The 25411-nt window shown below is 42.3% G+C and carries 21 protein-coding genes; 14 read left to right on the forward strand and 7 right to left on the reverse strand.

Translation table 11 applies throughout. From position 1 onward, the window contains the following. Window positions 1-174 precede the first annotated feature (174 nt). From O6P32_RS02430 to O6P32_RS02455, 6 genes are all read left to right on the forward strand, one after another. Window positions 175-1410, forward strand: coding sequence for a fucose isomerase (locus O6P32_RS02430; RefSeq protein ID WP_269876574.1), 1236 nt, complete (start codon window positions 175-177; stop codon window positions 1408-1410). Window positions 1411-1514: 104 nt separating this feature from the next. After that, a complete protein-coding gene (locus O6P32_RS02435) occupies window positions 1515-1997 on the forward strand; it encodes a DUF4494 domain-containing protein (RefSeq protein ID WP_178267434.1) in 483 nt (160 codons plus the stop codon). Window positions 1998-2014: 17 nt separating this feature from the next. Further along, window positions 2015-2683, forward strand: coding sequence for a YggS family pyridoxal phosphate-dependent enzyme (locus tag O6P32_RS02440; RefSeq protein WP_269876575.1), 669 nt, complete (start codon window positions 2015-2017; stop codon window positions 2681-2683). A 13-nt stretch (window positions 2684-2696) separates the two neighbouring features. Further along, window positions 2697-3674, forward strand: a complete 978-nt coding sequence (locus O6P32_RS02445) for a dihydroorotate dehydrogenase-like protein (RefSeq protein ID WP_269876576.1) — start codon at window positions 2697-2699, stop codon at window positions 3672-3674. Window positions 3675-3751: 77 nt separating this feature from the next. Further along, a complete protein-coding gene (locus tag O6P32_RS02450) occupies window positions 3752-4378 on the forward strand; it encodes a hypothetical protein (RefSeq protein ID WP_269876577.1) in 627 nt (208 codons plus the stop codon). A gap of 29 nt (window positions 4379-4407) precedes the next feature. Further along, window positions 4408-5970 (forward strand): sulfatase, encoded by a 1563-nt coding sequence (locus O6P32_RS02455; RefSeq protein ID WP_269876578.1) that lies wholly within the window; start codon window positions 4408-4410, stop codon window positions 5968-5970. Between the two features lie 204 nt (window positions 5971-6174). Here O6P32_RS02455 and O6P32_RS02460 read toward each other — a convergent pair whose 3' ends face one another. Then, window positions 6175-6855, reverse strand: a complete 681-nt coding sequence (locus O6P32_RS02460; RefSeq protein WP_178267414.1) for an MIP family channel protein — start codon at window positions 6853-6855, stop codon at window positions 6175-6177. A 289-nt stretch (window positions 6856-7144) separates the two neighbouring features. Between O6P32_RS02460 and O6P32_RS02465 the strand changes: the two genes are divergently transcribed. Both O6P32_RS02465 and O6P32_RS02470 read left to right on the forward strand, forming a co-directional pair. Beyond that, window positions 7145-8803, forward strand: a complete 1659-nt coding sequence (locus tag O6P32_RS02465; RefSeq protein WP_178267415.1) for an AMP-binding protein — start codon at window positions 7145-7147, stop codon at window positions 8801-8803. Between the two features lie 6 nt (window positions 8804-8809). Continuing rightward, entirely contained in the window at window positions 8810-10060 is a 1251-nt protein-coding gene (locus O6P32_RS02470; RefSeq protein WP_269876579.1) for a hypothetical protein, read from the forward strand. 22 nt (window positions 10061-10082) lie between these two features. Here the strand turns inward: O6P32_RS02470 and O6P32_RS02475 are convergent, their stop codons facing one another. Continuing rightward, window positions 10083-10670, reverse strand: a complete 588-nt coding sequence (locus O6P32_RS02475) for a Crp/Fnr family transcriptional regulator (protein ID WP_269876580.1) — start codon at window positions 10668-10670, stop codon at window positions 10083-10085. 13 nt (window positions 10671-10683) lie between these two features. Further along, a complete protein-coding gene (locus O6P32_RS02480; RefSeq protein ID WP_178267418.1) occupies window positions 10684-11571 on the reverse strand; it encodes a YitT family protein in 888 nt (295 codons plus the stop codon). A gap of 195 nt (window positions 11572-11766) precedes the next feature. Between O6P32_RS02480 and O6P32_RS02485 the strand changes: the two genes are divergently transcribed. The 4 genes from O6P32_RS02485 to O6P32_RS02500 all read left to right on the forward strand — a co-directional run bounded on the left by O6P32_RS02485 (window position 11767) and on the right by O6P32_RS02500 (window position 19045). Continuing rightward, window positions 11767-13002: an LL-diaminopimelate aminotransferase gene (locus tag O6P32_RS02485; RefSeq protein WP_269876581.1), complete on the forward strand. Its 1236-nt coding sequence runs from the start codon at window positions 11767-11769 to the stop codon at window positions 13000-13002. 42 nt (window positions 13003-13044) lie between these two features. Next, complete coding sequence (locus O6P32_RS02490; RefSeq protein ID WP_178267420.1) at window positions 13045-15234, forward strand: glutamine synthetase III family protein; 2190 nt, start codon at window positions 13045-13047, stop codon at window positions 15232-15234. 138 nt (window positions 15235-15372) lie between these two features. Further along, complete coding sequence (locus tag O6P32_RS02495; RefSeq protein ID WP_269876582.1) at window positions 15373-17034, forward strand: putative transporter; 1662 nt, start codon at window positions 15373-15375, stop codon at window positions 17032-17034. 13 nt (window positions 17035-17047) lie between these two features. Then, window positions 17048-19045 carry a fructose-1,6-bisphosphatase gene (locus O6P32_RS02500; RefSeq protein ID WP_269876584.1) on the forward strand — a complete coding sequence of 666 codons (1998 nt, stop codon included), beginning with the start codon at window positions 17048-17050 and terminating at the stop codon, window positions 19043-19045. 815 nt (window positions 19046-19860) lie between these two features. On the opposite strand, the gene O6P32_RS02505 is transcribed toward O6P32_RS02500, so the two are convergent. Both O6P32_RS02505 and O6P32_RS02510 read right to left on the reverse strand, forming a co-directional pair. Continuing rightward, complete coding sequence (locus O6P32_RS02505) at window positions 19861-20595, reverse strand: hypothetical protein (protein WP_178267423.1); 735 nt, start codon at window positions 20593-20595, stop codon at window positions 19861-19863. A gap of 210 nt (window positions 20596-20805) precedes the next feature. Further along, on the reverse strand, window positions 20806-21666 hold the full coding sequence (locus O6P32_RS02510; RefSeq protein WP_269876585.1) for a helix-turn-helix domain-containing protein: 861 nt from the start codon (window positions 21664-21666) through the stop codon (window positions 20806-20808). Window positions 21667-21818: 152 nt separating this feature from the next. Here O6P32_RS02510 and O6P32_RS02515 point away from each other — a divergent pair, with 152 nt between their 5' ends. Continuing rightward, window positions 21819-23009, forward strand: coding sequence for a multidrug effflux MFS transporter (locus O6P32_RS02515; RefSeq protein ID WP_269876646.1), 1191 nt, complete (start codon window positions 21819-21821; stop codon window positions 23007-23009). Between the two features lie 104 nt (window positions 23010-23113). Here the strand turns inward: O6P32_RS02515 and panD are convergent, their stop codons facing one another. Both panD and panC read right to left on the reverse strand, forming a co-directional pair. Then, on the reverse strand, window positions 23114-23464 hold the full coding sequence (gene panD / locus O6P32_RS02520; protein ID WP_178267426.1) for an aspartate 1-decarboxylase: 351 nt from the start codon (window positions 23462-23464) through the stop codon (window positions 23114-23116). Between the two features lie 8 nt (window positions 23465-23472). After that, window positions 23473-24318 carry a pantoate--beta-alanine ligase gene (gene panC, locus O6P32_RS02525; protein ID WP_269876586.1) on the reverse strand — a complete coding sequence of 282 codons (846 nt, stop codon included), beginning with the start codon at window positions 24316-24318 and terminating at the stop codon, window positions 23473-23475. Window positions 24319-24575: 257 nt separating this feature from the next. Here panC and O6P32_RS02530 point away from each other — a divergent pair, with 257 nt between their 5' ends. After that, the gene (locus tag O6P32_RS02530) at window positions 24576-25397 is read left to right on the forward strand and encodes a glycogen/starch synthase (RefSeq protein ID WP_269876587.1); all 822 of its coding nucleotides are present in this window, start codon (window positions 24576-24578) and stop codon (window positions 25395-25397) included. Window positions 25398-25411: the final 14 nt, after the last annotated feature.

The following is a 25411-nucleotide window of genomic DNA, read 5'->3' on the forward strand; positions in this document are numbered from 1 at the left end:
CAAAGATAACGGTAAAGGAGAAAACACGCAACTAATATGAGAGAATAAATCCCAGCAAACTACCATTAAGATTCTTACATAAAGTCAATGTATGTTATCAAAACTCATTTTATAAGGTCAGCTCAAAATAAAAACATATATTTGAATTAGCAGTTAACACAAATATTCAGAATCATGGATTTATACCTTATTATATTCACTTCCGGTAATTACAGAAAAGAGCAAGTTTATGAAAGCCACAAAGATCTATTTGTTGCTTTGGAAAACCATTTCACGCTTCATCTTATAAACTATAAAGATGCAGATACAATTCCAAGCAATTCTTACAAGATGGCTTTCATAGCAAGCGGACAGGTAGAAGATAAAGTAATCAGTAATTTCAGCATCTTCCCCTATCCCATTACTTTACTGACCGACGGACTGAACAATTCATTGGCAGCGGCAATGGAAATTGCTGCATGGATTCGAAGCAAGGACATGAAAGTACAGATAATCCATGGCCGTACACAGGAAATGGTTAGTCAAGTACTGCAACATCATCAAGCTTTCCAGGCACGTCATTACCTAAAAGGAAAGAGAATCGGTGTCGTGGGCACTCCATCTTCCTGGCTAGTGGCTTGCCATGTAGACTATCTGCTTGCCAGCAAAAGATGGGGAGTGACATATGTAGATATTCCAATAGAAGAAGTCTATAAATTATACAATCAAATTACAGATGATGAAGTGGGAGTAGAAGCTTCTCTTTTTGCAACCCGGGCACAAGCTTGTCAAGACACGACCCCCGAGATTTTACTTCAAGAAATGCGTTTATACAAGGCTGTCAAAACCATTTGCAAAGAAGAGAAACTAGATGCGGTCACTCTGTCCGGAGCATTATTGACAGAAGAATTACAACTGACCGGTTGCCTTGCCAGTTCTTTGCTCAATGACGAAGGAATACCTTCCGGATGCGAAGGTGATTTACAGGCAATCATGACACTTCTGATGGCAAAGGCTCTGACAGGACAAACTTGTTTTATGGGCAATCCGGCTTTTATCGATACCCAGAACAACGAACTGCTATTAGCACATTGTTCAATACCTACCAGCATGACAGACAGCTACATCATCCGTGATCATTTCGAAGCAGCTACAGGTATTGGTATACAAGGTATCGTACACCCTGGCGATGTGACCATTTTCCGTTGTGGAGGAGAATGTCTGGATGAATATTTTGTCACAGAGGGATACTTGACGGAAAACATGAATCTTCTTACAGCCTGCCGTACACAGTTAAGAATAAAACTGGACAAGCCTGTTTCTTATTTCTTAAAAAATCCGTTAGGCAATCATCATGTGATGTTACTTGGGAAACACGCACAAGCCATACAGGAGTTCATGCAACAAAACCGGTGCAAACTGAGAGAATAAAGGATAGAAAAGTGAATTACTTTCTGCCATGAAGAAGTCGATAGTCTGTATTTTTTAATTTATCTTTGCATAAAAGATACTAACCCTTAAAAGAAAAAACAGTCATTATGATGCATAATTGGTTTGAATGTAAGATTCGTTACGAAAAAGTCATGGAAAATGGAATGAACAAGAAAGTAACAGAACCTTACTTGGTAGATGCACTCAGTTTTACAGAAGCAGAATCACGTATTATTGAAGAAATAACTCCTTTTATCAGCGGAGAATTTACAGTTTCCGATATCAAAAGAGCCAACTACAGCGAACTTTTCCCCTGTGAGGAAGACAGTGCAGACCGTTGGTTTAAATGCAAATTGTACTTCATCACACTCGATGAAAAAAGCGGAGCAGAAAAAAAGACTGCAACCAACGTACTGGTACAGGCAGCTGACTTACGGGATGCTGTCAAGAAACTGGATGAAGGAATGAAAGGAACAATGGCAGACTATTCCATTGCATCCGTAGCCGAAACAGCTATCATGGATGTATACCCTTATTCTGCCGAACCTGATGTAAAGCCAGAGTTCCCTGACGCAGACAAAAGATAAATAATATCCAACCGCCTATGGACATCCAAGCAAATTTAAAGGAAGTACTTACCAGTTTACCTGCACAGGTAAAACTGGTAGCGGTATCGAAGTTTCACCCTAATGAATCGATAGAACAGGCTTATCGGGCAGGGCAACGTATATTTGGAGAAAGTAAGGTACAAGAACTTACCGGCAAATATGAAACGTTACCCAAAGATATAGAATGGCACTTCATTGGACATTTACAAACCAACAAGGTCAAGTATATTGCTCCCTATATCGCCATGATACATGCCGTCGATTCTTACAAGCTGTTAGCCGAAATCGACAAACAAGCAGCCAAAAACGGCAGAGTAATACCTTGCCTTCTCGAAATACACATCGCACAAGAAGAAAGCAAATACGGTTTTACCTTTCAGGAATGCAGAAAAATGCTTGAAGCCGGAGAATGGAAAAACCTCACACATATCTGCATTGCCGGATTGATGGGAATGGCTACTTTCACAGAAGATGAAACAGAAATAAAAAGAGAATTTGATTCACTAAAACGGTTCTTCAACGAAATCAAACAGAATTATTTTGCTGACAGAGATACATTCCGGGAAATTTCGATGGGAATGTCGCACGATTATCCACTCGCGATAGAAGCAGGAAGTACCCTGGTACGAGTAGGCAGTAAAATATTCGGAGAAAGAATTTATTAAAAAAACAAGCAATATGGAACAATTGAAAACTACATTTGCAGGATTATCACTGAAAAATCCCATTATTATCAGTAGTTCGGGATTGACTAACAGTGTAGAGAAAATAAAAAAACTGGAAGAAGCCGATGCAGCAGCCGTTGTACTTAAATCTGTTTTCGAAGAACAAATCAACATGCAGGCAGGTTCCATGCAGGGCTATGGTTCTCCTGAAGCAGACGACTATTTGGGAGCTTATGTACGCTCACATGCATTGAGCGAACACATCAGCCTCATCGAACAGGCAAAAAAAGAATGCTCTATTCCTGTCATCGCCAGCATCAACTGCTACAGCGACAGTGAATGGACTGACTTTGCAGCAATGATGCAGAACGCAGGAGCTGATGCTTTGGAGCTGAACATCTTGTCATTGCAGATCGACAAAGATTATAAATTCGGTAGCTTTGAGCAGCGCCATATCGATATTCTCTGCCATGTAAAGAAGGTTGTCAACATTCCTATAATTATCAAATTAGGAATGAACTTTACCAATCCTATAGCTCTTATCAACCAGCTTTATGCCAACGGAGCAGCTGCCGTTGTTTTATTCAACCGTTTCTACCAGCCCGACTTCAACATTGACACACTAAGCTTTACAAACACCAACGTAATGAGTACTCCTCAAGAACTGGCAAGCCGTCTGCGCTGGACAGCAATTGCTTCTGCGGAAGTTCCACAGATAGACTATGCTGTATCTGGTGGTGTACATTGCGGCAAAGGTGTTATCAAATCCATTTTAGCAGGTGCATCGGCTGTAGAAATTTGCAGCGTTATTTATCAATATGGTGCAAAAGAAATTGCAAAAATGGAGAAAGAACTGGCAGAATGGATGAACGAACAGGGATACAATACGATTTCTCAATTCCAGGGCAAAATGAACGCTTCTGCATGTGGAGACGTAAACCCGTTCGAACGTACCCAGTTTATGAAATATTACAGCAATCACGAAGAATAAGTATAAGTGAACAGAACAGGGGAAATATTTTCCCTGTTCTGTATAAACCAATCAGTCTCCCTTATATTGTTGCAACCATGAAAAGTCTATTCAGCCTCATAGGATTACTGCTGCCTGTTGCCGGACTGGCACAAACGGAAGTCCAACCGGACAGTTTAGTATGTTCACCCATATCAGCTTCTAACGACAGTCTTTATGTACCATTACAGTCACCAGTCGTAGAATCCGGAATATACAGACCCTTTGGCTTATACGGTATTACTCCTTTTGGATATGGCTTCTCGACATGGGAGTTGCACAAAGGCTTCAATGCTTCCATCGGACTAAACCTTACATTCAGTCCCAGTCGTTATGCCCCTTCAGGCGTCGGATTCGGACAAGATGCAGCATTCATGTATGCCGTTCCGGTAAGCAACCGCATCAGCATTGCAGGCGGACTTTATGCAAGCAACATGAACTGGGGATTCGTAAACTATCAGCAAGTAGGAATTGCAGGGGTAGCCGCTTTCCAGCTGACAGACCGGATCAGTTTTACAGCTTATGGAGTCAAATCACTGACACCTCAACGTCCCCAATACTACTATCCCCTGCCCAACTACAATCCTGACAGATTTGGCGGCATGTTCAATTTTAAGATTGGAGAAAGCGCAGCCATCAGTATAGGAGTAGAAAGCAGACAAGGGAATACCCCCTGGTGGTATTAGCCTACTTTTCTATAAAACCATACAAACTCATGAACAAATCTTTGTTAATCTCACTGGCAATCAGTCCGATTGTCTCTGCCGCAGCCAATACACCGAACAGTAACACACCTAATATCATCCTGTTTTTAGTAGACGATATGGGATGGCAAGATACATCTGTTCCTTTTTACAACAACGAGAAAACCAATCTGAACAAACGTTACCATACTCCCAACATGGAGCGTATGGCTCAAATGGGAGTCCGTTTTACAGAAGCATATGCCTGTGCCGTATCATCCCCTACCCGTTGCAGTATTATGTCGGGAATGAATGCAGCACGCCATCGGGTAACCAACTGGACCCTGAACTATGATGAAAAGACAGATGCTCCCAGTGCAACCCTCGATATTCCAGACTGGAACTACAACGGCATCCAACCGGATACGGTAACCACTGCATACAATCGTAAAAATACCACACCTATTACTTCACTCCCCAAAATCTTACACGATAACGGATATTACACCATCCATTGCGGGAAAGCCCATTTTGGTGCAAAAACTACTCCGGGAGCCAATCCTGCAACAATGGGATTCGACGTGAATATTGCCGGAGGAGCAAACGGAGCACCAGGAAGCTATCTGGGAACAGAATTCTTCGGAAAAGGAAGCCCGCAAGAAGTAAAAGGAATGGAGAAATATTACGGACAGGATATTTTCCTTACCGAAGCACTCACGATAGAAGCACTGGAAGCGCTGAAAAAACCTATTGCAGAAAATAAACCGTTTTATCTGTACATGTCGCACTATGCAGTTCATTCGCCCTACAATAATGACAAACGTTTTTCGGACAAATACCGCGGTAAGTTCGACGAACAGCTTCAGGCTGGGCTCAATGAAAACGAAGCCCGATATGCGGCCATTGTAGAAGGTATGGACAAGAGTTTGGGGGATATCTTGGACTTCTTGGAAAAGAACCCGGAAGTAAAACAGAACACCATCATACTGTTTATGTCGGACAATGGAGGACAAGGATTGAACAACGTACGACAGGGACGTGAAAACCGAGACCAGAACTTCCCAGCAAGAGCAGGAAAAGGCTCTGCTTTCATGGGAGGCGTACGCGAACCGATGATGGTATACTGGCCGGGAGTAACCGAAGGAAACTCGCTCAACGACCAGCGTGTGATGGTAGAAGATTTCTACCCCACCATACTCGAGATGGCAGGTGTTACACAATATTCTCCTGTACAGACTATCGACGGAGTCAGTTTCGTAAAAGCCTTGAAACAGCCTGCTTATCGATACGAACGTCCCATCTACTGGCATTTCCCTAACCTTTGGGGAGAAACCCAAAATACAGAAGAAGGCTACGGAGCATATTCCGCTATTTTGAAAGGAGACTATCACCTGATTTACACTTGGGAGACAGGACAAAAAAGACTATACAATGTCAGAGAAGATATCGGTGAACAAAACGATCTCTCCAAAGTCTATCCTGAAATAGTAAATGAACTTTCGAAAGAATTGGGTAACTACCTCCGCCAAGCCAATGCTCAACGGCCTGTAATCAAAGCCACTCAAAAGGTTTGTGCATGGCCCGATGAACGATAAATTCAGATACGATACTGATAATATGCTTTAGCCGACGCCGTCGGCTGTATAATCAACGACGCCGATTCCATAATTGACTACGCCGATTGTACAGCCGACTACGTCGGCTAAAATACCAATCCATTTCCGGAATACATTGCATACACATCATAAAGGCTGGTTCACTTGATGCATCATCAAATTGAACCAGCCTTTGTTTTTATTCTAAGCTTCCGACTTAATAAACCTCCAGACTCCAGCGGCAATTGCTCCTCCAAGCATAGGAGCAACAATAAACAGCCACAATTGTCCCATAGCCTGACCACCTTCCATCAAGGCCGGTCCAATACTACGGGCCGGATTCACAGAGGTACCGGTGATAGGGATACAAACAATATGTACCAATACCAAAGTAAGACCAATCACCAGACCGGCCATATTGCCGGCTCCTTTCTTCTCGTCGGTAGTACCCAATACAACCCATACAAATAATGCCGTAAACACCGTTTCGGCAAGAAATGCCTGCCACATATGTTCGGGTGCAAAGCTATTGGCACCCGTGAATGTTGGCCCTTCATGTGCACCGGTTGCCACCAGCAAGGAAAGCAACAGTGCCCCTAAAATACCGCCTACCACCTGAAACAGCATATACATCATGGCACGCTTCGTTCTCATTCTTCCCGAAAGCCATACACCCAAGGTAATAGCCGGATTTATGTGGCAACCCGAAATATTTCCTATGGTATAAGCCATAGCGACCACCGCAAGTCCGAAAGCGAAAGCCACACCCAAGGTCCCAACTCCATCACCTACCGTTCCGGCTATATTTCCAGCAAACACGGCACTGCCGCATCCCATCAATACCAGAACCAAAGTTCCGATTAATTCAGCTACATACTTTTTCATAGGCATTTTTATTTAAGTGAATAATTCAATGACCGACTGATTTTCCCTTTCATCAACTTTCTTCATCAATATGCGGAAAAGCCTCTTTCTCAAAGTTATAAAAAAAGAAGAAGAATCGTACATCACTAATGCAAAAAAATATCCATCCGGCAAAAGATTCATTTACATTCAAGAAATTTATTCTATCGTATTCCGATATGATTTTGCATAGAAATAAATTGCCCGACAAAGAATAAAAAGCTATATTTGCACAAACTACTGCCCCTATGTGCAGTTTAAATTTTAAATTATGGAAAAAAGTTTTTTAGCTTTTATAGAAGAAAGCATCAAAAAAAATTGGGATTTGGATGCTCTGACCGACTATAAAGGTGCAACCTTGCAGTATAAGGACGTAGCTCGTAAAATAGAGAAATTGCATATTCTGCTTGCCGAGAGCGGAATACAACCTGGCGACAAGGTAGCCATTTGCGGACGGAACAGTTCACATTGGGGAGTGGCTTTTCTGGCCATCCTGACTTATGGAGCTGTAGCAGTCCCCATTCTTCACGAATTTAAAGCAGACAATATACATAACATTGTCAATCACTCGGGTGCACGCCTTCTCTTTGCAGGAGATGTAATATGGGAGTCGCTCGACGAAAAGGAAATGCCGCAACTGGAAGGTATTATCCTAATGACAGATTTTACATTACTGGTATGCCGCAGTAAGCAGTTGGAATACGCACGCGAGCACCTCAACGAATTGTTCGGGCGTAAATTCCCTCGTAATTTCCGTCGTGAACACGTAAGTTACCGCCGTGATGAAACAGAAGAACTGGCAGTCATCAATTATACCTCTGGCACAACCAGTGCGTCCAAGGGAGTAATGATACCTTACCGTGCTTTATGGTCTAACACACAGTTCGCTTTCGAGGTTCTGCCACTCAAACCGGGAGACAGAGTGGTATCCATGCTTCCCATGGCACACATGTATGGTCTGGCTTTCGAATTTTTATACGAAGTTGCGTGCGGATGTCATGTTTACTTCCTCACCCGTATGCCAAGTCCGAAGATTATCTTCCAGGCCTTTGCAGAAGTAAAACCACATATTGTCATCGCAGTACCTCTTATTATTGAAAAGATTATCAAGAAAAACGTATTGCCTAAGTTGGAAACACTGAAAATGAAAATCCTGCTTAAGGTACCTATTATCAACGATAAGATCAAGGCTACCGTACGCGAACACATGATACAGGGATTCGGAGGTAATTTCCACGAAATTATCATAGGTGGAGCAGCCTTCAATCAGGAAGTAGAGCAATTACTGAAAAGTATTGACTTCCCTTATACGGTAGGGTACGGAATGACAGAATGTGCCCCTATTATCAGTTATGAAGACTGGAAACGCTTCAAGCCGGGATCTTGCGGAAAATCAGCTCCACGTATGGAAGTGCGTATCGACAGTCCGGACCCGGAAAATATAGTAGGAGAAATTCTGACACGAGGTGATAACGTAATGTTGGGCTACTACAAGAACCCCGAAGCAACAGCTCAGGTCATCGACAAAGACGGATGGCTGCATACTGGCGATTTAGGAGTAATGGATGCAGCAGGAAACATTACTATCAAAGGCCGTAGCAAGAATATGTTGTTAGGACCATCGGGACAAAATATTTATCCGGAAGAAATCGAGGATAAATTGGCCAATATGCCTTTGGTCGCAGAAAACATTGTCATCCAACAGGCCGACCACAAACTGACGGCACTTGTATATCCCGACTTTGAAGAAGCATATGCACAGGGAATGACTGATGCCGACATTGCGCAGGTAATGGAAAACAACCGTATAGCTTTGAATGAAGAACTTCCGGGATACTCACAGATCACTCGTATCACTATACAACCAGAAGAGTTTGAAAAAACTCCTAAAAAGAGTATCAAACGCTTCTTATATCAGGATATAAAGTAAGTTCAAATGAAATCAAACAAACAACTCATAGCATTGTTCCTGTTAGGCTTTGTCCTGACAGGAACAAATAGTTCCTACTCGGCCAAACCAAAAGGTCTCAAAAAAGGGCCCAATATGGCTCTCAGTATTACCAATAAGAAAAAGGATCCTCCTCAGACTTATGTAAATATTGGCTTGCTTAGTAATTATGCCAATTTGCAAGGCTTTGGCCTCAATGCCATTTCAAGTATTACTCACCAATACGTTAAAGGAATACAAGTTGCCGGTATTACTAACGTAACAGGATTAAATATGTCCGGTCTGCAAATTGCCGGCATTGCCAACGTAACAGGAAAAACATCCAATGGAATGGTATTATCTGGATTGATGAACGTAAGCGGCAAAGAAGCCAATGGGTTTCAACTCTCCGGCATTGGTAACGTAGTCAATGGAAGCACCAGAGGATTCTTTCTTGGAGGATTGATTAATCTGAGTGGAAAATCTTCCGGTGGTGTACATATAGCCGGACTGGCCAATATCAACGGTCAGGATTATTCGGGTATGTCAATCGGTGGATTAATGAATGTAAATGGCAACAGTATCAAAGGAGTTCAACTGTCGGCTTTGCTCAATGTAGCGGGAGAAAGCAATAAAGGGGTACAGTTGGCCGGATTAGGCAATGTGACTGTCAACAATAAAGGATTACAGCTTGGACTGGCAAACTACAGCGAACAGAACAGAGGATTACAAATAGGAGTAAGCAATGTAGAAACCAAAAGAAACAAGGGATGGCAATTGGGACTTATCAACATCAGCCAAGACAGTATTTCTGCACGGCAGATCGGACTGGTCAACTGGAACCCACGTACACGTCCCCAATTGATTATCTCCGGAGGTAATCTGAACAAGGTAAATGTAGCAGTGCGCTTTAAAAACCAACACACATATACCCAAATCGGTACAGGTGCCTATTATTTTGATACGGATGCCAAGTTTTCTTTCAGCGCGTTCTATCGTGCAGGAGTATATTATCCTATCCTCCCCCAGTTAGAAATCAGTGCCGATATGGGATATTATCATATCGAAAGCCTGAAAAACAAAGACAATGGATATCCAGCACGATTGTATGCACTCCAGCCACGCGTCAACATTGAATATAATATAAGCAAGAAGATAGGTGTCTTTGCATCCGGTGGATACAGCTGGACAAAGACATATGGTCACAGTGGAAACTTCGACGATAAAGCTACATTCGAAGTAGGTATTATTTTATTTTAATACCTACTTCTTTAAAAATATATCAGGCATTCAAGCTGGCAGATCTTACACGACTTAACGTTTCTGGAGTCATCTGCAGCAAAGAAGCTATATAAACCAACGGAGCACGCTTCAATATTTCAGGATGAAGTTGTAAAAGACGGATATATCGCTCATAGGCCGGTTCAAAACGTAATGTATCGGCCTTTATTTGCGATTCTATCAGCGAATACTCGAAGAACTTACGGTATAATTTACCTATATCCGCATGTTGCTCTGCCAATGCCTCTACTTCGCTTTTATAAATTTCCCATACGATTGTAGGTTCCAACGTTTCAATCATCAGACGGGTCGGCTCTTCTTTCAAATAGCTCTCCAGACAAATCACCATCCCCCCCTCATATGCAATATGCTCGGTTAAATCTTTATCATATTTAAAATAAAACTGTCGCGTCATACCTTTTTCTATATAACGCATGCATTTGCAATACTCACCTTCGTTCAGAACACGCTCGCCTTTTTTATATTTTCTGCATACAAGAATATCTGCCAAGGCATGTATACTTTCCTTTTTCAACAAAACATGGTACTGAGCAGCAATGCTCCGTACTATTTCAACACTTGTTGTCATAAGTTTCTAAAGTTTATTTTACTTTTATCTTATCAAATCCTTCTCCAAAAACACCAATTACAGCACTTTGAGAGACAAAAGCATGAGGATCTATATCTTTAATTAAGCGAAAAATAGTACTAGACTCACGTTTCTTAGCCAGCACAAACATCATCTTCACATTATTTTGAGTATAACAACCTACGCCATCAATGAAAGTAACTCCACGATGCAAGTCTTTATTAATACGGCGTCCTATTTCTTCATACTTAGAAGATATAATGAAAAACTGCACAGACTGGCGGGCGCTGTTTACAACTTGATCCAAGACAAAACTGGAAATAAACAATACTGTATATCCGTATACTACCTTTTCCCAATCATGCAGCACCAGATAACTGGATGAAATAATAATCACATCACATATCAATATCACTCGACCTAGTGTGATATCACGATACTTATTGACTATTGCGGCAATGATATCTGTACCACCCGTACTTCCATTGGCGGAAAATGCTACACCAATACCACCTCCACAAAACGAAGCTCCCAACACACATGCCATAAACGGCTGATCGTGAATCAAGCCTTCTTTAAAAAAGCTCTGAATAACCCCTAAGATTGCAGTCAATACAAACACGGCAAATATCGTTTTCAAACAAAACTTCAAGCCTAGTATTTTCAAAGCCAGTAATAATAGAAGAAAATTAATAATCAAATAGGTATATTGAACAGGAAAACCTGTAGCCCAATAGACTATAGATGCAATACCCGGTACCGCACCCGATGGAATATCACTAGGCAAAAGGAATGCAGTCCAGCCAATACCATACATCACCATACCCAAAGCTATCATTAAATAATCTTTGGTTTCTCTCAAAATTTTCTGTTTACGAGTAGCAGATAAAGCCTGATTCATTGTCGTTGTTCTATTTAAAATTCAGTACAAAAATAGAAAAAAACCTAAATATAATGGCAGAACATTTTATATTTTTCCAGAAAGACACAAAGAATACGTTAAAACAATCTTTATGTAAAAATCCATAAAACAAAATCTTTTGCAAATGACATAAAATTCGTATTTTTGCAGCAAAATAGTTTTTACTATTAAATTATGGCATTAGTAAACGAACATTTCCTCAAGCTACCTGACCAATACTTTTTTTCTGAAGTGACAAAAAAGGTCAATTCCTTCAAGGTAACTCATCCTAAGGCACACATCATCGACTTAGGCTCAGGAGATGTCTCCCTTCCTCTTCCTCAAGCAGCAGTCAATGCCATGCACAAAGCAGCCGAAGAATTTACCAGTTCACATAGTTTTCACGGATATGCCCCCAGACAAGGTTATCCATTCCTTATCGAAGCTATTCTCAAGAATGATTATCTGTCTAGAGGTGTATCACTCGAACCCAGTGAAATATTCATCAATGACGGAGCAAAGACCGACATTGGTAATATCGGGGATATTTTGAGACATGATAACAGTATCGGAGTTACCGACCCGATTCATCCATGCTATATTGAATCGAATGTGATGTGTGGACGAGCCGGATGTTTTGAAGAAGAAGGTTTATGGAGTAATGTCGTTTATCTGCCTTGTACACCTGAGAACCAGTTCATGCCTCATATTCCTTCTCAGCGGATTGACATAATCTATTTATGCTATCCCAATGATCCGACAGGAGTTGCCATGAACAAGACAGAGCTGAAGAAATGGGTAAATTATGCCATTGAAAATGATGCCTTGATAATGTACGACTCAACCTATGAGGCTTACATACAAGATCCGGATATTCCTCACTCCATCTACGAAATAAAAGGAGCTAAAAAAGTAGCAATAGAGTTTAGAAGTTTCTCCAAAACAGCTGGTTTTACCGGAGTAAGATGTGGATATACAGTTATCCCCAAAGAAGTCACGGCTACCACACTGAAAGGAGAGCGCATTATGCTCAACAAATTATGGAACCGACATCGCTCCATCAAATTCAATGGCGCATCTTACATCAGTCAGCGTAGCGCAGAAGCACTATACACATCCGAAGGAAAGAAACAAGTAAAAGAATTTGTATCTTATTACATGCACAATACACAACTGATGAAAGATATGCTTTCACAAACAAGCCTGTCTTTCTTCGGTGGAAATCATGCACCTTTCTTCTGGATAAAAGCTCCCGGCCATCTTAACTCCTGGCAATTCTTCGAGACTTTACTCTATGAAGCCAATATTGTAGGTACTCCAGGAATTGGATTTGGACAAAACGGGAATGAATATCTCCGCTTAACGGCTTTCAATACTACTGAACAATGTAAAGAAGCCATGCAGCGTATACAACAATGGGCTAAACAATAAGCAACTAAAATAAAAACAACAATAAAAACAACTTTAGGTATTATGTCAAAATTAAGATTCAGAGTAGTAGAACAGGCTTTTCACAAAAAACCGGTTGAAGTACTTTCACCAGCAGAACGCCCCAGTGAATACTTCGGCAAGTACGTGTTCAACCGCGAAAAGATGTTCAAATATCTGCCAAGCAAAGTCTATAATAAACTAATCGACGTAATAGACAACGGAGCAACACTTGATCGCAATATTGCCGACGAAGTAGCCAATGGTATGAAAAGATGGGCCATTGAGATGGGAGTTACTCATTATACTCACTGGTTCCAACCACTGACCGAGGGTACTGCAGAGAAGCACGATGCATTTGTGGAGCACGATGGAAAAGGTGGCATGTTGGAAGAGTTTTCAGGAAAACTGCTCGTACAGCAAGAATCAGACGGTTCATCTTTCCCCAATGGAGGTATCAGAAATACATTCGAAGCACGTGGATACAGTGCATGGGATCCTTCATCTCCAGTATTCATTGTAGATGATACATTGTGTATTCCTACTATTTTTATTTCATATACAGGTGAATCTCTGGACTACAAGACTCCATTGCTGAAATCTATCAGAGCAGTCACAAAGGCAGCGCTGGACGTAGTACACTATTTCGATCCTTCTGTAAAGAAAATCATTTCTTACTTGGGATGGGAACAAGAATATTTCCTTGTAGACGAAGGCCTTTATGCAGCACGCCCGGACTTATTGCTCACCGGACGTACCTTGATGGGACACGAAGCATCTAAGAACCAGCAGTTGGAAGACCATTATTTCGGTGCAATTCCAAGCCGTGTAGCAGCTTTCATGAAAGAACTGGAAATCCAATCATTGGAATTAGGCATTCCGGTAAAGACACGCCATAATGAAGTTGCTCCCAATCAGTTTGAGTTGGCTCCAATTTACGAAGAATGTAACTTGGCAGTAGACCATAACATGCTGGTGATGTCGTTGATGCGTAAAATCGCCCGCAATCACGGTTTCCGCGTACTGCTCCACGAAAAGCCATTTAAGGGAGTAAACGGTTCAGGTAAACACAACAACTGGTCATTGGGTACAGACAATGGAGTGTTGCTGATGGCACCAGGTAAAACATCTGAAGAAAACTTGCGCTTCATTACCTTCGTTGTAAATACCCTGATGGCAGTATACCATCATAACGGATTGCTGAAAGCTTCCATCATGAGTGCAACCAACGCACACCGTCTGGGAGCACACGAAGCGCCTCCAGCAATTATTTCTTCTTTCTTGGGTACACAGCTTAGTAAAGTGCTGGATCATTTGGAAGAAAGCACCAGCAACGATCTGGTATCTTTGGGAGGCAAGCAAGGAATGAAACTGGATATTCCACAGATTCCGGAATTGCTTATCGATAATACCGACCGCAACCGTACTTCACCGTTTGCATTTACAGGAAACCGTTTCGAATTCCGTGCACCGGGTTCGGAAGCCAACTGTGCAAGTGCCATGATAGCCTTGAACACAGCCATGGCTGAACAGCTGATACGTTTCAAAGAAGATGTAAACGAACTGATTGAAAAAGGCGAACCTAAGATTTCTGCTATCATTCAGGTAATCCGCAAATACATCAAGGAATGTAAGCCTATCCGCTTCGATGGCAACGGATACAGCGACGAATGGAAAGAAGAAGCAGCACGCAGAGGTTTGGATTGTGAAACAAGCTGCCCGATTATCTTCGACAACTACCTGAAACCGGAAACAATACGTATGTTCGAATCTACAGGAGTAATGAACCGTAAAGAGCTCGAAGCACGCAACGAAGTAAAATGGGAAATGTATACCAAGAAAATCCAGATTGAAGCACGCGTGTTGGGCGATTTGGTTATGAACCACGTAGTACCGGTTGCTATCGAATACCAGACCAAACTGATAGACAACGCTTACAAAATGAAATCTCTCTTCTCTGCAGAAGAAGCAGCAAGCCTGTCGGCAGAAAATCTGGCTATCATCAAGGAGATTGCAGAACACACTGCTTTCATCAAAGAACAGGTGGATGCAATGGTAGAAGCACGTAAAGTTGCCAACCGCATAACAGAAGAACGTGCCAAAGCGATTGCTTACCACGACAACATTGCCCCCATGCTGGAACAAATCCGTTACCACATCGACAAGCTGGAACTGATTATCGACGACCAGATGTGGACACTGCCCAAATACCGCGAACTGTTGTTCATCCGATAAAAACAATTCAAAGTATTACAACCCATATACACCCGCCAGCCTCATGCAACACAAGGCTGGCGGGTGTTTTTTCTTTTTCCCGCATAAAAAACGCATAAACTAACCCTTGCAATAAACAAAAGTACGTATCTTTGCGCCATGGAATGGTTATATGATTTATTTTTCAATCACTCCGCATTGCAGGCAGTCGTCATTTTATCACTCATCATTGCAGGCGGATTAGGACTCGGCAAAATTCATATCTGCGGAATTTCGCTGGGAGTTACATTTGTTTTCTTTATGGGGATTTTCGCCGGGCATCTGGGTTTCTCTATCGACCCTCAAATGCTCACTTACGCAGAAAGTTTTGGTTTAGTAATTTTCGTATACGAACTTGGGCTACAAGTTGGTCCCGGTTTTTTCAGTTCCTTTCAGAAAGGAGGATATAGACTTAATTTACTAGGATTAGGAGTTATCCTGTTAGGCACCATTATGGCTGTAGCCTTAAGCAAGACCACCTCCATTTCCCTGCCCGACATGGTGGGAATCCTATGCGGTGCCACAACCAATACTCCGGCACTCGGTGCTGCCCAGCAAACCCTTAAACAACTGGGTGAACCGACCAGCGGAGCTGCACTAAGTTGTGCAGTCACCTATCCGTTAGGAGTAGTCGGTGTCATTCTGGCCATCATTGTGGTACGAAAACTCTTTGTCCGTCCGAAAGATCTGGAAGAACAGGAACACGATGATCCCAATCATACTTACATTGCTACCTTTCAGGTACACAATCCGGCTATCTTCAACAAAAGTATTCAGGACATAGCCAAGATGAGTTATCCCAAATTCGTCATCTCACGAATCTGGAGAGAAGGTATGGTAAGTATTCCTACTTCTGACAAAATCCTGAAAGAAAACGACCGTCTGTTAGTCATCACAACCGAGAAAGATGCTCCGGCTCTGACTATTCTATTCGGAGAACAGGAAAACCGCGACTGGAACAAGGAAGACATCGACTGGAATGCCATAGACAGCCAACTTATTTCAAAGCATATTATCATATCGCGACCGGAAATAAACGGAAAGAAACTGGGAGCTTTGCGCCTGCGTAACACATACGGTATCAACATCAGCCGTGTACTGCGCAGCGGTGTACAACTACTGGCCACTCCGGGACTTATCTTGCAGTTGGGAGACCGTCTGACCGTAGTAGGCGAAGCAGCTGCCATTCAGAATGTAGAAAAAGTGTTGGGAAATAGAGTCAAGACCTTAAAAGACCCAAACCTTGCTTCCATCTTTATCGGTATTGTATTAGGATTGATTGTAGGTTCCATTCCTATTGCCATTCCGGGCATCAGTTCTCCGGTGAAATTAGGACTGGCGGGAGGACCTATCATTATCGGTATCTTGATTGGTGCCTATGGTCCACGCTTCCATCTGCTTACTTACACCACACGCAGTGCCAACCTGATGCTGCGCGGTATAGGTCTGTCGCTCTATTTAGCCTGTCTGGGACTTGATGCCGGAGCACAGTTCTTCGAAACTGTCATGCGCCCGGAGGGTGCTTTATGGGTAGGCATCGGATTCCTTATTACTTTTATTCCGGTTGTTATCATGGCCTTGGTCGCATTACGCTTTTGCGGTCTCGATTTTGGCAATACCTGCGGAATGCTCTGCGGAAGTATGGCCAATCCGATGGCACTGAATTATGCCAACGATATTATTCCCAACGATAATCCTTCTGTAAGCTATGCTACAGTCTACCCTCTCGGCATGTTTACCAGAGTCATTATCGCACAACTTATTTTAATGTTCTTTCTATAACTTAATCTGACCCATGAACATATACAAGCAAATTACTCCCGAAATCATCAAGCAGGACCTCCGTTATTTGGAGTTGCTGTCACATAATTTCCCTACCATTGCTGCTGCAAGTACGGAAATCATCAATCTGGAAGCAATCATGAACCTTCCTAAAGGTACGGAACATTTTCTGGCCGACCTGCACGGCGAGTATGAAGCTTTCCAGCATGTACTGCGCAATGCTTCGGGTGCCATCAAACGCAAGGTAAACGAAATCTTCGGCAATACCCTGCGCGAGACAGAAAAGAAAGAAATCTGCACACTGATTTACTATCCGGAACAAAAGCTTCAGCTGGTAAAGGAAACAGAAACAGATATTGTAGACTGGTATGTCATCACCCTGAACCAGTTGGTAAAGGTATGCCAGAATGTGTCATCCAAATATACACGTTCAAAAGTACGTAAAGCTTTGCCCGAAGAATTCTCGTACATTATTCAGGAGTTGCTTCACGAAAGCAGTATCGAACCCAACAAGCAGGCTTATATCAATGTCATTATACGCACCATCATCGATACACACCGTGCCGATGAATTCATTATTGCAATGTGCAACCTGATTCAGCGCCTGACAATCGACTCACTGCACATCTTGGGCGATATCTTCGACCGTGGTCCTGGACCGCATATCATCATGGATATATTGTGCAACTACCATAACTTTGACATCCAATGGGGAAACCACGATATTTTATGGATGGGTGCTGCAGCAGGCAACGACTGCAACATAGCCAACGTACTGCGTCTGGCCATGCGCTACGGCAACCTTTCTGCATTGGAAGACGGATACGGTATCAACCTATTGCCGCTTGCCACTTTTGCAATGGAGGCCTATGCCGATGATCCATGTACCAATTTCTTCCCCAAAATAGACAAGGAAGCCAGCCCTTACAACGAAAAGACAATCCGCCTCATCGCACAGATGCACAAAGCCATCAGTGTGATTCAGTTCAAACTGGAAGCCGAAATCATACAGCGCCGTCCGGAATTCCAAATGGAAGACCGTATGTTGTTACACTGTATCAATTTCGAACGAAAGACATTGATGCTGAACGGAAAAGAATATGAAATGAGAGACTGTTACTTCCCTACAGTCGATCCGGCCAACCCATATAAACTGACCGAAGAAGAACAGGAAATTGTAACCAAACTGCACCATTCTTTCACCAGCAGTGAAAAATTGCGCAAGCACATGAAATGCCTGTTCCGCTATGGCTGCATGTACAATGTATGCAACTCCAATCTGCTGTATCATGCCTCCATGCCTCTAAACGAAGACGGCAGTCTGAAAGAAGTAGATATTGCAGGTAAACGGTACAAAGGAAAAGCACTTCTGGAACGGGTAGGACAACTCATCCGACAGGCTTATTTCGACGACAACGAAAGTAAAGAAAAGGCATTTGCTTTAGACTACGTATGGTACCTGTGGTGCGGAAAAGATTCTCCAGCCTTCGATAAAAGCAAAATGGCGACTTTTGAACGTTACTTCTTAAGCGATAAAGAAACACATAAGGAAGTAAAAGGTTATTACTACGAACTGCGCAACCGTGAGGATGTATGCGACATGATTATGGATGAGTTCCAGGTAGAAGGCGAGCATCGTCACATCATTAACGGACACGTACCTGTAAAGGCTGTCAAAGGAGAAAAGCCGATCAAGGCCAATGGTAAACTGATGGTGATTGACGGAGGATTCTCGAAAGCCTACCAACCAGAAACAGGTATAGCCGGCTATACACTGGTTTATCACTCACGCGGTTTCCAGCTGGTACAGCATGAGCCTTTCACCTCTACACAGAAAGCCATCGAAGAAGGCCAGGACATTAAGTCGACTACCCAGTTGGTAGAAATGAGCAGCAAACGCATGATGGTAAAAGACACCGACAAGGGAAAAGAATTGAGTATTCAGATAGAAGACCTGAAAAAGCTGCTGGTTGCCTACAACACCGGCATCATAAAGGAAAAAGCACTTTAATGACAATCGGAACAATCCGTTTCATACACATACAGAAAACCGGGATTCACTGTTCAGTGAATCCCGGTTTCTTTTAAACCACCACACAACCGGCAAATAATCAATATAACACCTAAACAACGATTTTGCTATCTAAAACAAGAAAATTCCACTTTTCAGCTAACACACATTCTGCACAAAACACAGCTTCACGCTACTTTATGACCCTTTAAAAGAGGGTTAAACCATGCTATACAACAGCTTTTTCAAGCTTGTTTCACCATCAAATACGACTTGTATCGAAGGCTTACGATACCTGTACCGATTGCTTACGCGACAAGTCACGTACGCTTACGCTATCAGTCGCGTATATCAACACGACAAGAAATGGGATTTTCGCCCTCCAATTCATAGGTAAAATCTCTTTTTCACCCTATTGTATACATTTACCGACTTTAAAACCCATCTATTTCAAAAAGGCAAAAAGTATCCGCTTCCAGCCATTACACTACAAAAAGCTACACTTTAACACCTTTAAAAAGATAGAATAAGCAAAACAGTCAATTAAGGTTTCATTCGGATTTCAGAGAACCTCCAAAAACAGGCAAATTTGCAAGCGTCCTCGTATCCGAGTCCAAATAAAGCCGTGTAGAGCGGTCTGATTTGACATTTTGTCAACTTCCTTCTGTGCCCACCAGCCTCATCAGAGAAAGTTACATTTTGTCACTTTCGTTTTCAACTACAGTTCTCCTTCCGTATTCTCTCCCCTCCTTTCAGGAAATCAGACCTTTGTTCTTCCCCAGTCTCTTATAACAAGATAAAACAAGAGATGCCTGCTATTTCTTCTTCAGACTAAAACAGAAATTAATACCGATGCCCACATTCAGTTCACGGCCCAGTGTGCTGCTACGATAAGAATAAGGTTGCATACCCGTTTCTGTTTCCAGTAGCAAATAACTCTCGGCGGAAGTCAGGGGCTGTCTGTACAAGACATCAAAAGTAATTGCAAAAAGAGGAGTCAGACGATACTGTGTCATGATGCCTACGTCCATACAGAATGTTTTTCCGTCACTTTCCAGACGTAGCTCACCATCCGACTCCTTCTTACGATTATATCCGTAAAAATTCTGTCCTATCCCTACGCGGGGATAACATTGCCAGCGCGTTCCCTCCAAACGGTACACTCCCCCTACGCTATAACCTATATGAAAATAGCTTAAAGGAGAGATAGCCGAAACAAAACCCTCCAAAAAGTCACTATGCTCCAGTTTGCTTACATAGTATTTCACTCGGAAATCGGCATACCATCCCCAGCGTGCTCCACACAGATGAGTAAGCCGGATATCTTCTGCAGGAGCTACAGAAGGAGGTTCCCCAAAAATCCTTGCAGCCGGATTATCGGAATGATGAGCCAAGTCGATACTTCCCACAAACGTTGTGCTCAGATGAAGTTGCCGCTGATAACGCAAGGCTTCCAGTTTCTGCACGTTTGCGCTTTTCTCTTGAGCATATAGAGGAGTCATTACGAACATCAAGCCTCCTACACACAGTTTGACAAATCGGAGATTCATAATTATACTTTTGAACAGTCTGTTTCTACCTATATTTTTTCCAATCTAAGCCCGACTGCAGACAATCAATGCAGTAGGGGTCGGACAGATACATCTCATCAGTTTTTAAATGTAAGACTATATTTCCAATTAAACAAACTCCCTGCATCATTTCTTTTTCCAGGCAATTCCATCAGGCATATACATATGCCTCTCCTTCATGTATTTCTCTCAATCCAAACGCTTTCCCTTCTCTCTATTACGAAACTCTTTGGGGGTAATTCCTGTATGCTTCTTAAAGAAGCGACTCAGATACGAAGAATCCGGGAAACAACAAATTCCTGCAACCTCTTCTACCGACAAATCCAGTTTATTCAGCTGGACTTTGATCTCAACGGTCAGCTGTTCATCAATCAACTCCTTCGGCGTTTTTCCTTTCGAATACTCCACGGTTATCTCATTCAAATAACGGGAGGAAATACAAAGCCTGTCTGCATAAAACCCGACCTGATGTTCTCGCAGAGCATGTTCGTGAATCAGATGCATAAAGCGGTGAAACAATAATTGCTTACGAGTATACGAACGAGCTACTGATACATATGTATCCGGTATTGTACTGAAAATCCACATCAGCATACTCTGCAGGAAATTCAATTCCAGCCGTTCCTTGAAAAGACCGGCCGGCTGAGTGAAAAGCATTTTGGCCATATCCAGCCACAGATTGACTTTCTCCCAACTCTGAGCATCTTTCTCCTGTCCGTGATTGTACAAAGGAAATTCTCGCATGTAATTGAAAAAGGTTGTATCCAAAGAAACGGCAGCCTGCAGAAACACCCGCTTGGGATAAAGTACCATCCTTACCTGAAAATCATCGGAGGAATGAAGCAATTGCATGATACTTCCATCCCAGAAAATAATCTCGGACATCTCCTGCAAATGAAAGCATTGGGCACCTGTAGAAATAACTCCGTTGCCATGCACACACAGTATTTGCACCCCACAATTAAAATAAAGCGGAGACGGCAACAGAAAATCCAAATTACTTTCCTCGTAATAGATTCCGGAAAGAGAAGACAATAAAGAAGTATCCATCGCAAACTGACTTTTATGAAACAAAAGTAGCTATTTCAAGCCAATATTATACCCTAATTGTTCCGTTTATGAAAAAAACTGCGCAGAAAATGGTATCCGACATCCCCTATACATTGTCTATTTTTGCATCGTTTTTCAAACATCCTATTTTTATGACACAAAACAACTCTCAACTATTTATTCTGGTATTTTTAGGAATGCTTACAGCATTTGGTCCCTTTGTAACCGACATGTATCTTCCCACCTTACCTGCAATGACCGGTTATTTCCACACCACTTCTTCGCAGGTGCAGCTGGGACTTACAGCAAGTATGATAGGTCTAGCTGTGGGACAATTGTTTTTCGGACCACTGAGCGATAAATACGGGCGACGCCCTCCTCTACTTGCAGCTTTGATTTTGTTTTTATTGTCTACCATAGGTTGCCTCTGTTCGGAACGGATTATGCAATTTGTAGGATGGCGCCTTGTACAGGGTATAGCTGGAGCAGGTGGCATTGTGATTTCCCGCTCCATTGCTGCAGACAAATACTCTGGAAAAGAACTGGCAAAAATGCTGGCAATCATTGGAGCCATCAACGGAGTAGCTCCCGTAGCAGCTCCCATTGCAGGAGGAAGTATGGCCGACAGTACGGGATGGCAAGGAATATTCTGGACCTTATTCGTATTAGGCATTATCCTGTTGGCAGGCTGTCTGCATTTTCAGGAATCACTTCCACGTACCCGACGACCTCATACAGAATGGAAAGATGTATATATTAATTTCATCAAGGTAATCCATAACCGCCGTTACATGTACTACATTCTCCAGTTTGGTTTCGGACAAGGAGTATTGTTTGCCAACATTGCTTCTGCACCTTTTATCATGCAGGAGCATTATGGATTCTCTCCCATGATGTTCAGCATTTGCTTTGGTATTAATGCCATTTCCATCGTGATTTCGGCTGCTTGTGCAGTCAAATTTCCCCATCCCGAACAAGCGCTGTATCGGGGTAGTATGGGAATGGTTGTCGTCTCAGCACTGCTTTGCATAGCCCTTGGTTCTGAATGCAGCTTTTGGATTTATGAAGTCCTTCTGATAGGCCTGCTCTCCATGTTAGGACTGACCTTTACGGCTTCAAACACGTTGGCCATGGACAGCGAACGTACTCATGCGGGTATGGCATCTGCACTGCTGGGAGCCTTAGGATTTGCATTCGGAGGTATCGTTTCGCCTATTGTAGGACTGGGGAATATCATGACATCTACCGGTATTGTATTCCTGGTAGGTTCGGTATGTTCTTTCCTCTGTACCCGTATGGCTTTACGACGCACACTTGCTTTAGCACAATATTATAAGAAATAAAATGTCGTCTTGATGACATAAAAAATGTCCGGCTGCTCCCATAGAAGGAACAACCGGACGTTTTTATTTCAGATGAGTTTATTGGTTCACAAGGAACACTGCTCTTACACAATCTTATTGGTCACTCTATCCGGAAAAACCACAGTCGGTTTAAACGACTTGGCTTCCTCGAAATCCATCAAAGCGTACGACATGATAATAACCACATCGCCTACCTGTACCTTACGTGCAGCAGCACCATTCAAACAGATGCATCCGGAACCACGCTCACCTTTTATAATATAGGTTTCGAAACGTTCGCCGTTATTATTATCTACAATTTGCACCTTTTCTCCTGCAATCATATTGGCTGCATCCATCAAATCTTCATCGATAGTAATACTACCCATGTAATTTAAGTTGGCTTCGGTGACAGTTACGCAATGAATTTTCGATTTCAAGACTTCTATCATCATCGCTTTAATTACTCCTTATATTTTATATTATCAATTAAACGTACTTCACCGCAGAACACAGTAATACATCCCACAATATAATGGCTGTCCTCCCAATTTGTCACTGTCTGCAAAGTATTTCCATCTACCACTTCAAAATACTCCAGTTCCAATCCGTCTGCTTCGGCAATCGCTGCTTCTACAAATTGCTTTGTTTCTGCCAATGTATGAGTTTTTCCATACTCCACACTATCAAACAGAGTTTTTGAAATCTTCAATGCCTGCACACGCTGTTCTGCAGACAAACGTGCATTACGACTGCTCAAAGCCAATCCGTCTGCTTCGCGGACAATCGGACAACCTACAATTTCCAAGTCGAAAGGATACTTGCGCACCATTTCACGGATAATAGCCAACTGCTGGAAGTCTTTCTCGCCAAAATACGCACGGGTAGGCTCCACAATCAAGAACAATTTGCTCACAATCTGACAAACCCCATTGAAGTGTCCCGGACGGTATTTACCTTCCATCACGGTATCCAGCGGAGCATAGCTGAACTGCCGTGTATCCGGTTCTGGATAGATTTCTTCAACAGAAGGAGCAAATACAAAATCGGCTCCACATGCCTCCAGCAACGCGCAGTCGGCATCCAGCGTACGCGGATATTTCAGCAAATCATTCTTATCATTAAACTGAGTAGGGTTTACAAAATCACTGACCACTACTACATCATTTTCGGCCACTGCCCGCTTAACCAGCGAAGCGTGTCCATCGTGCAAAGCTCCCATTGTAGGAACCAAGCCAATCGTTTTACCTTCTTTCCGAAGCACATCCAGTGCTACACGAAGTTCGTGAATTGTTTGAATTAATTTCATTTATACCAGCTTTTAAACTTATGAAATTCTAAAACCGCGGCAAAGTTAGACCTTATTTACCACATAATCAAAGAAGATTGCGAAAAAGAACACATAAAATTATCAACTTATTCCAAGGCACCTGTTCACATCAGATTGTACACAATACTTATTATCAACTCATTAACATACTATAAGGAATAATTAATTGATTCTCATACCCCCCCTTTTGTTATTTTTTTATATCTTTGCAGCAGATTATGAGCAACAATAAAACAATGAGCGCGAAAAAAGTATTATTCATCACACAAGAAATTACTCCTTACGTACCCGAAAGTGAATTATCGTTAATAGGTCAAAACCTGCCACAGGCCATTCAAGACAAAGGCCGTGAAATCCGAACATTTATGCCTAAGTGGGGCTATGTAAATGAACGCAGAAATCAATTACATGAAGTGATTCGTTTGTCAGGGATGAATCTGATCATTGATGAAACAGACCATCCGTTGATCATCAAAGTAGCTTCTATCCAAGCTGCTCGCCGACAGGTTTATTTCATTGACAATGATGATTATTTCCAGCACCGATTGATGACTACCGACGAAGATGGCAATGAATATGAAGACAATGGCGAACGCGCCATATTCTATGCCAGAGGCGTTCTTGAAACAGTAAAAAAACTGCGCTGGTGTCCGGATGTAATTCACTGTCACGGATGGATGAGTGCTATGGTTCCATTGTATATAAAGAAAGCATACTGTGACGAACCTTCATTCAGAGACTCAAAAGTTGTATTTTCGGTGTATAGTGATGGATTCAAATCTAATTTAGCACCCAACTTTACCGAACAATTATTATTAAAAGGCATTACTCCTGAAGATGTTAAAATGATTAATTCTCCCGTTAATTACGAAGAATTATGTAAATTAGCCGTCGCTTATTCTGATGGAGTAGTACAAAACAGTGAACACGTCAACCAGAATATCATAGACTATGCAAAGAGTCTGAATATTCCAGTCATCGGTTACGAAGCTGACGAAACTGCATTTGCAGATGCATGCGATGCATTGTACGACAAAGTAACAGAAGATGCCGAATAAAAATTAATGTAAAA

It is taken from the genome of Phocaeicola acetigenes (assembly GCF_027529745.1).
GTDB lineage: Bacteria > Bacteroidota > Bacteroidia > Bacteroidales > Bacteroidaceae > Phocaeicola > Phocaeicola acetigenes.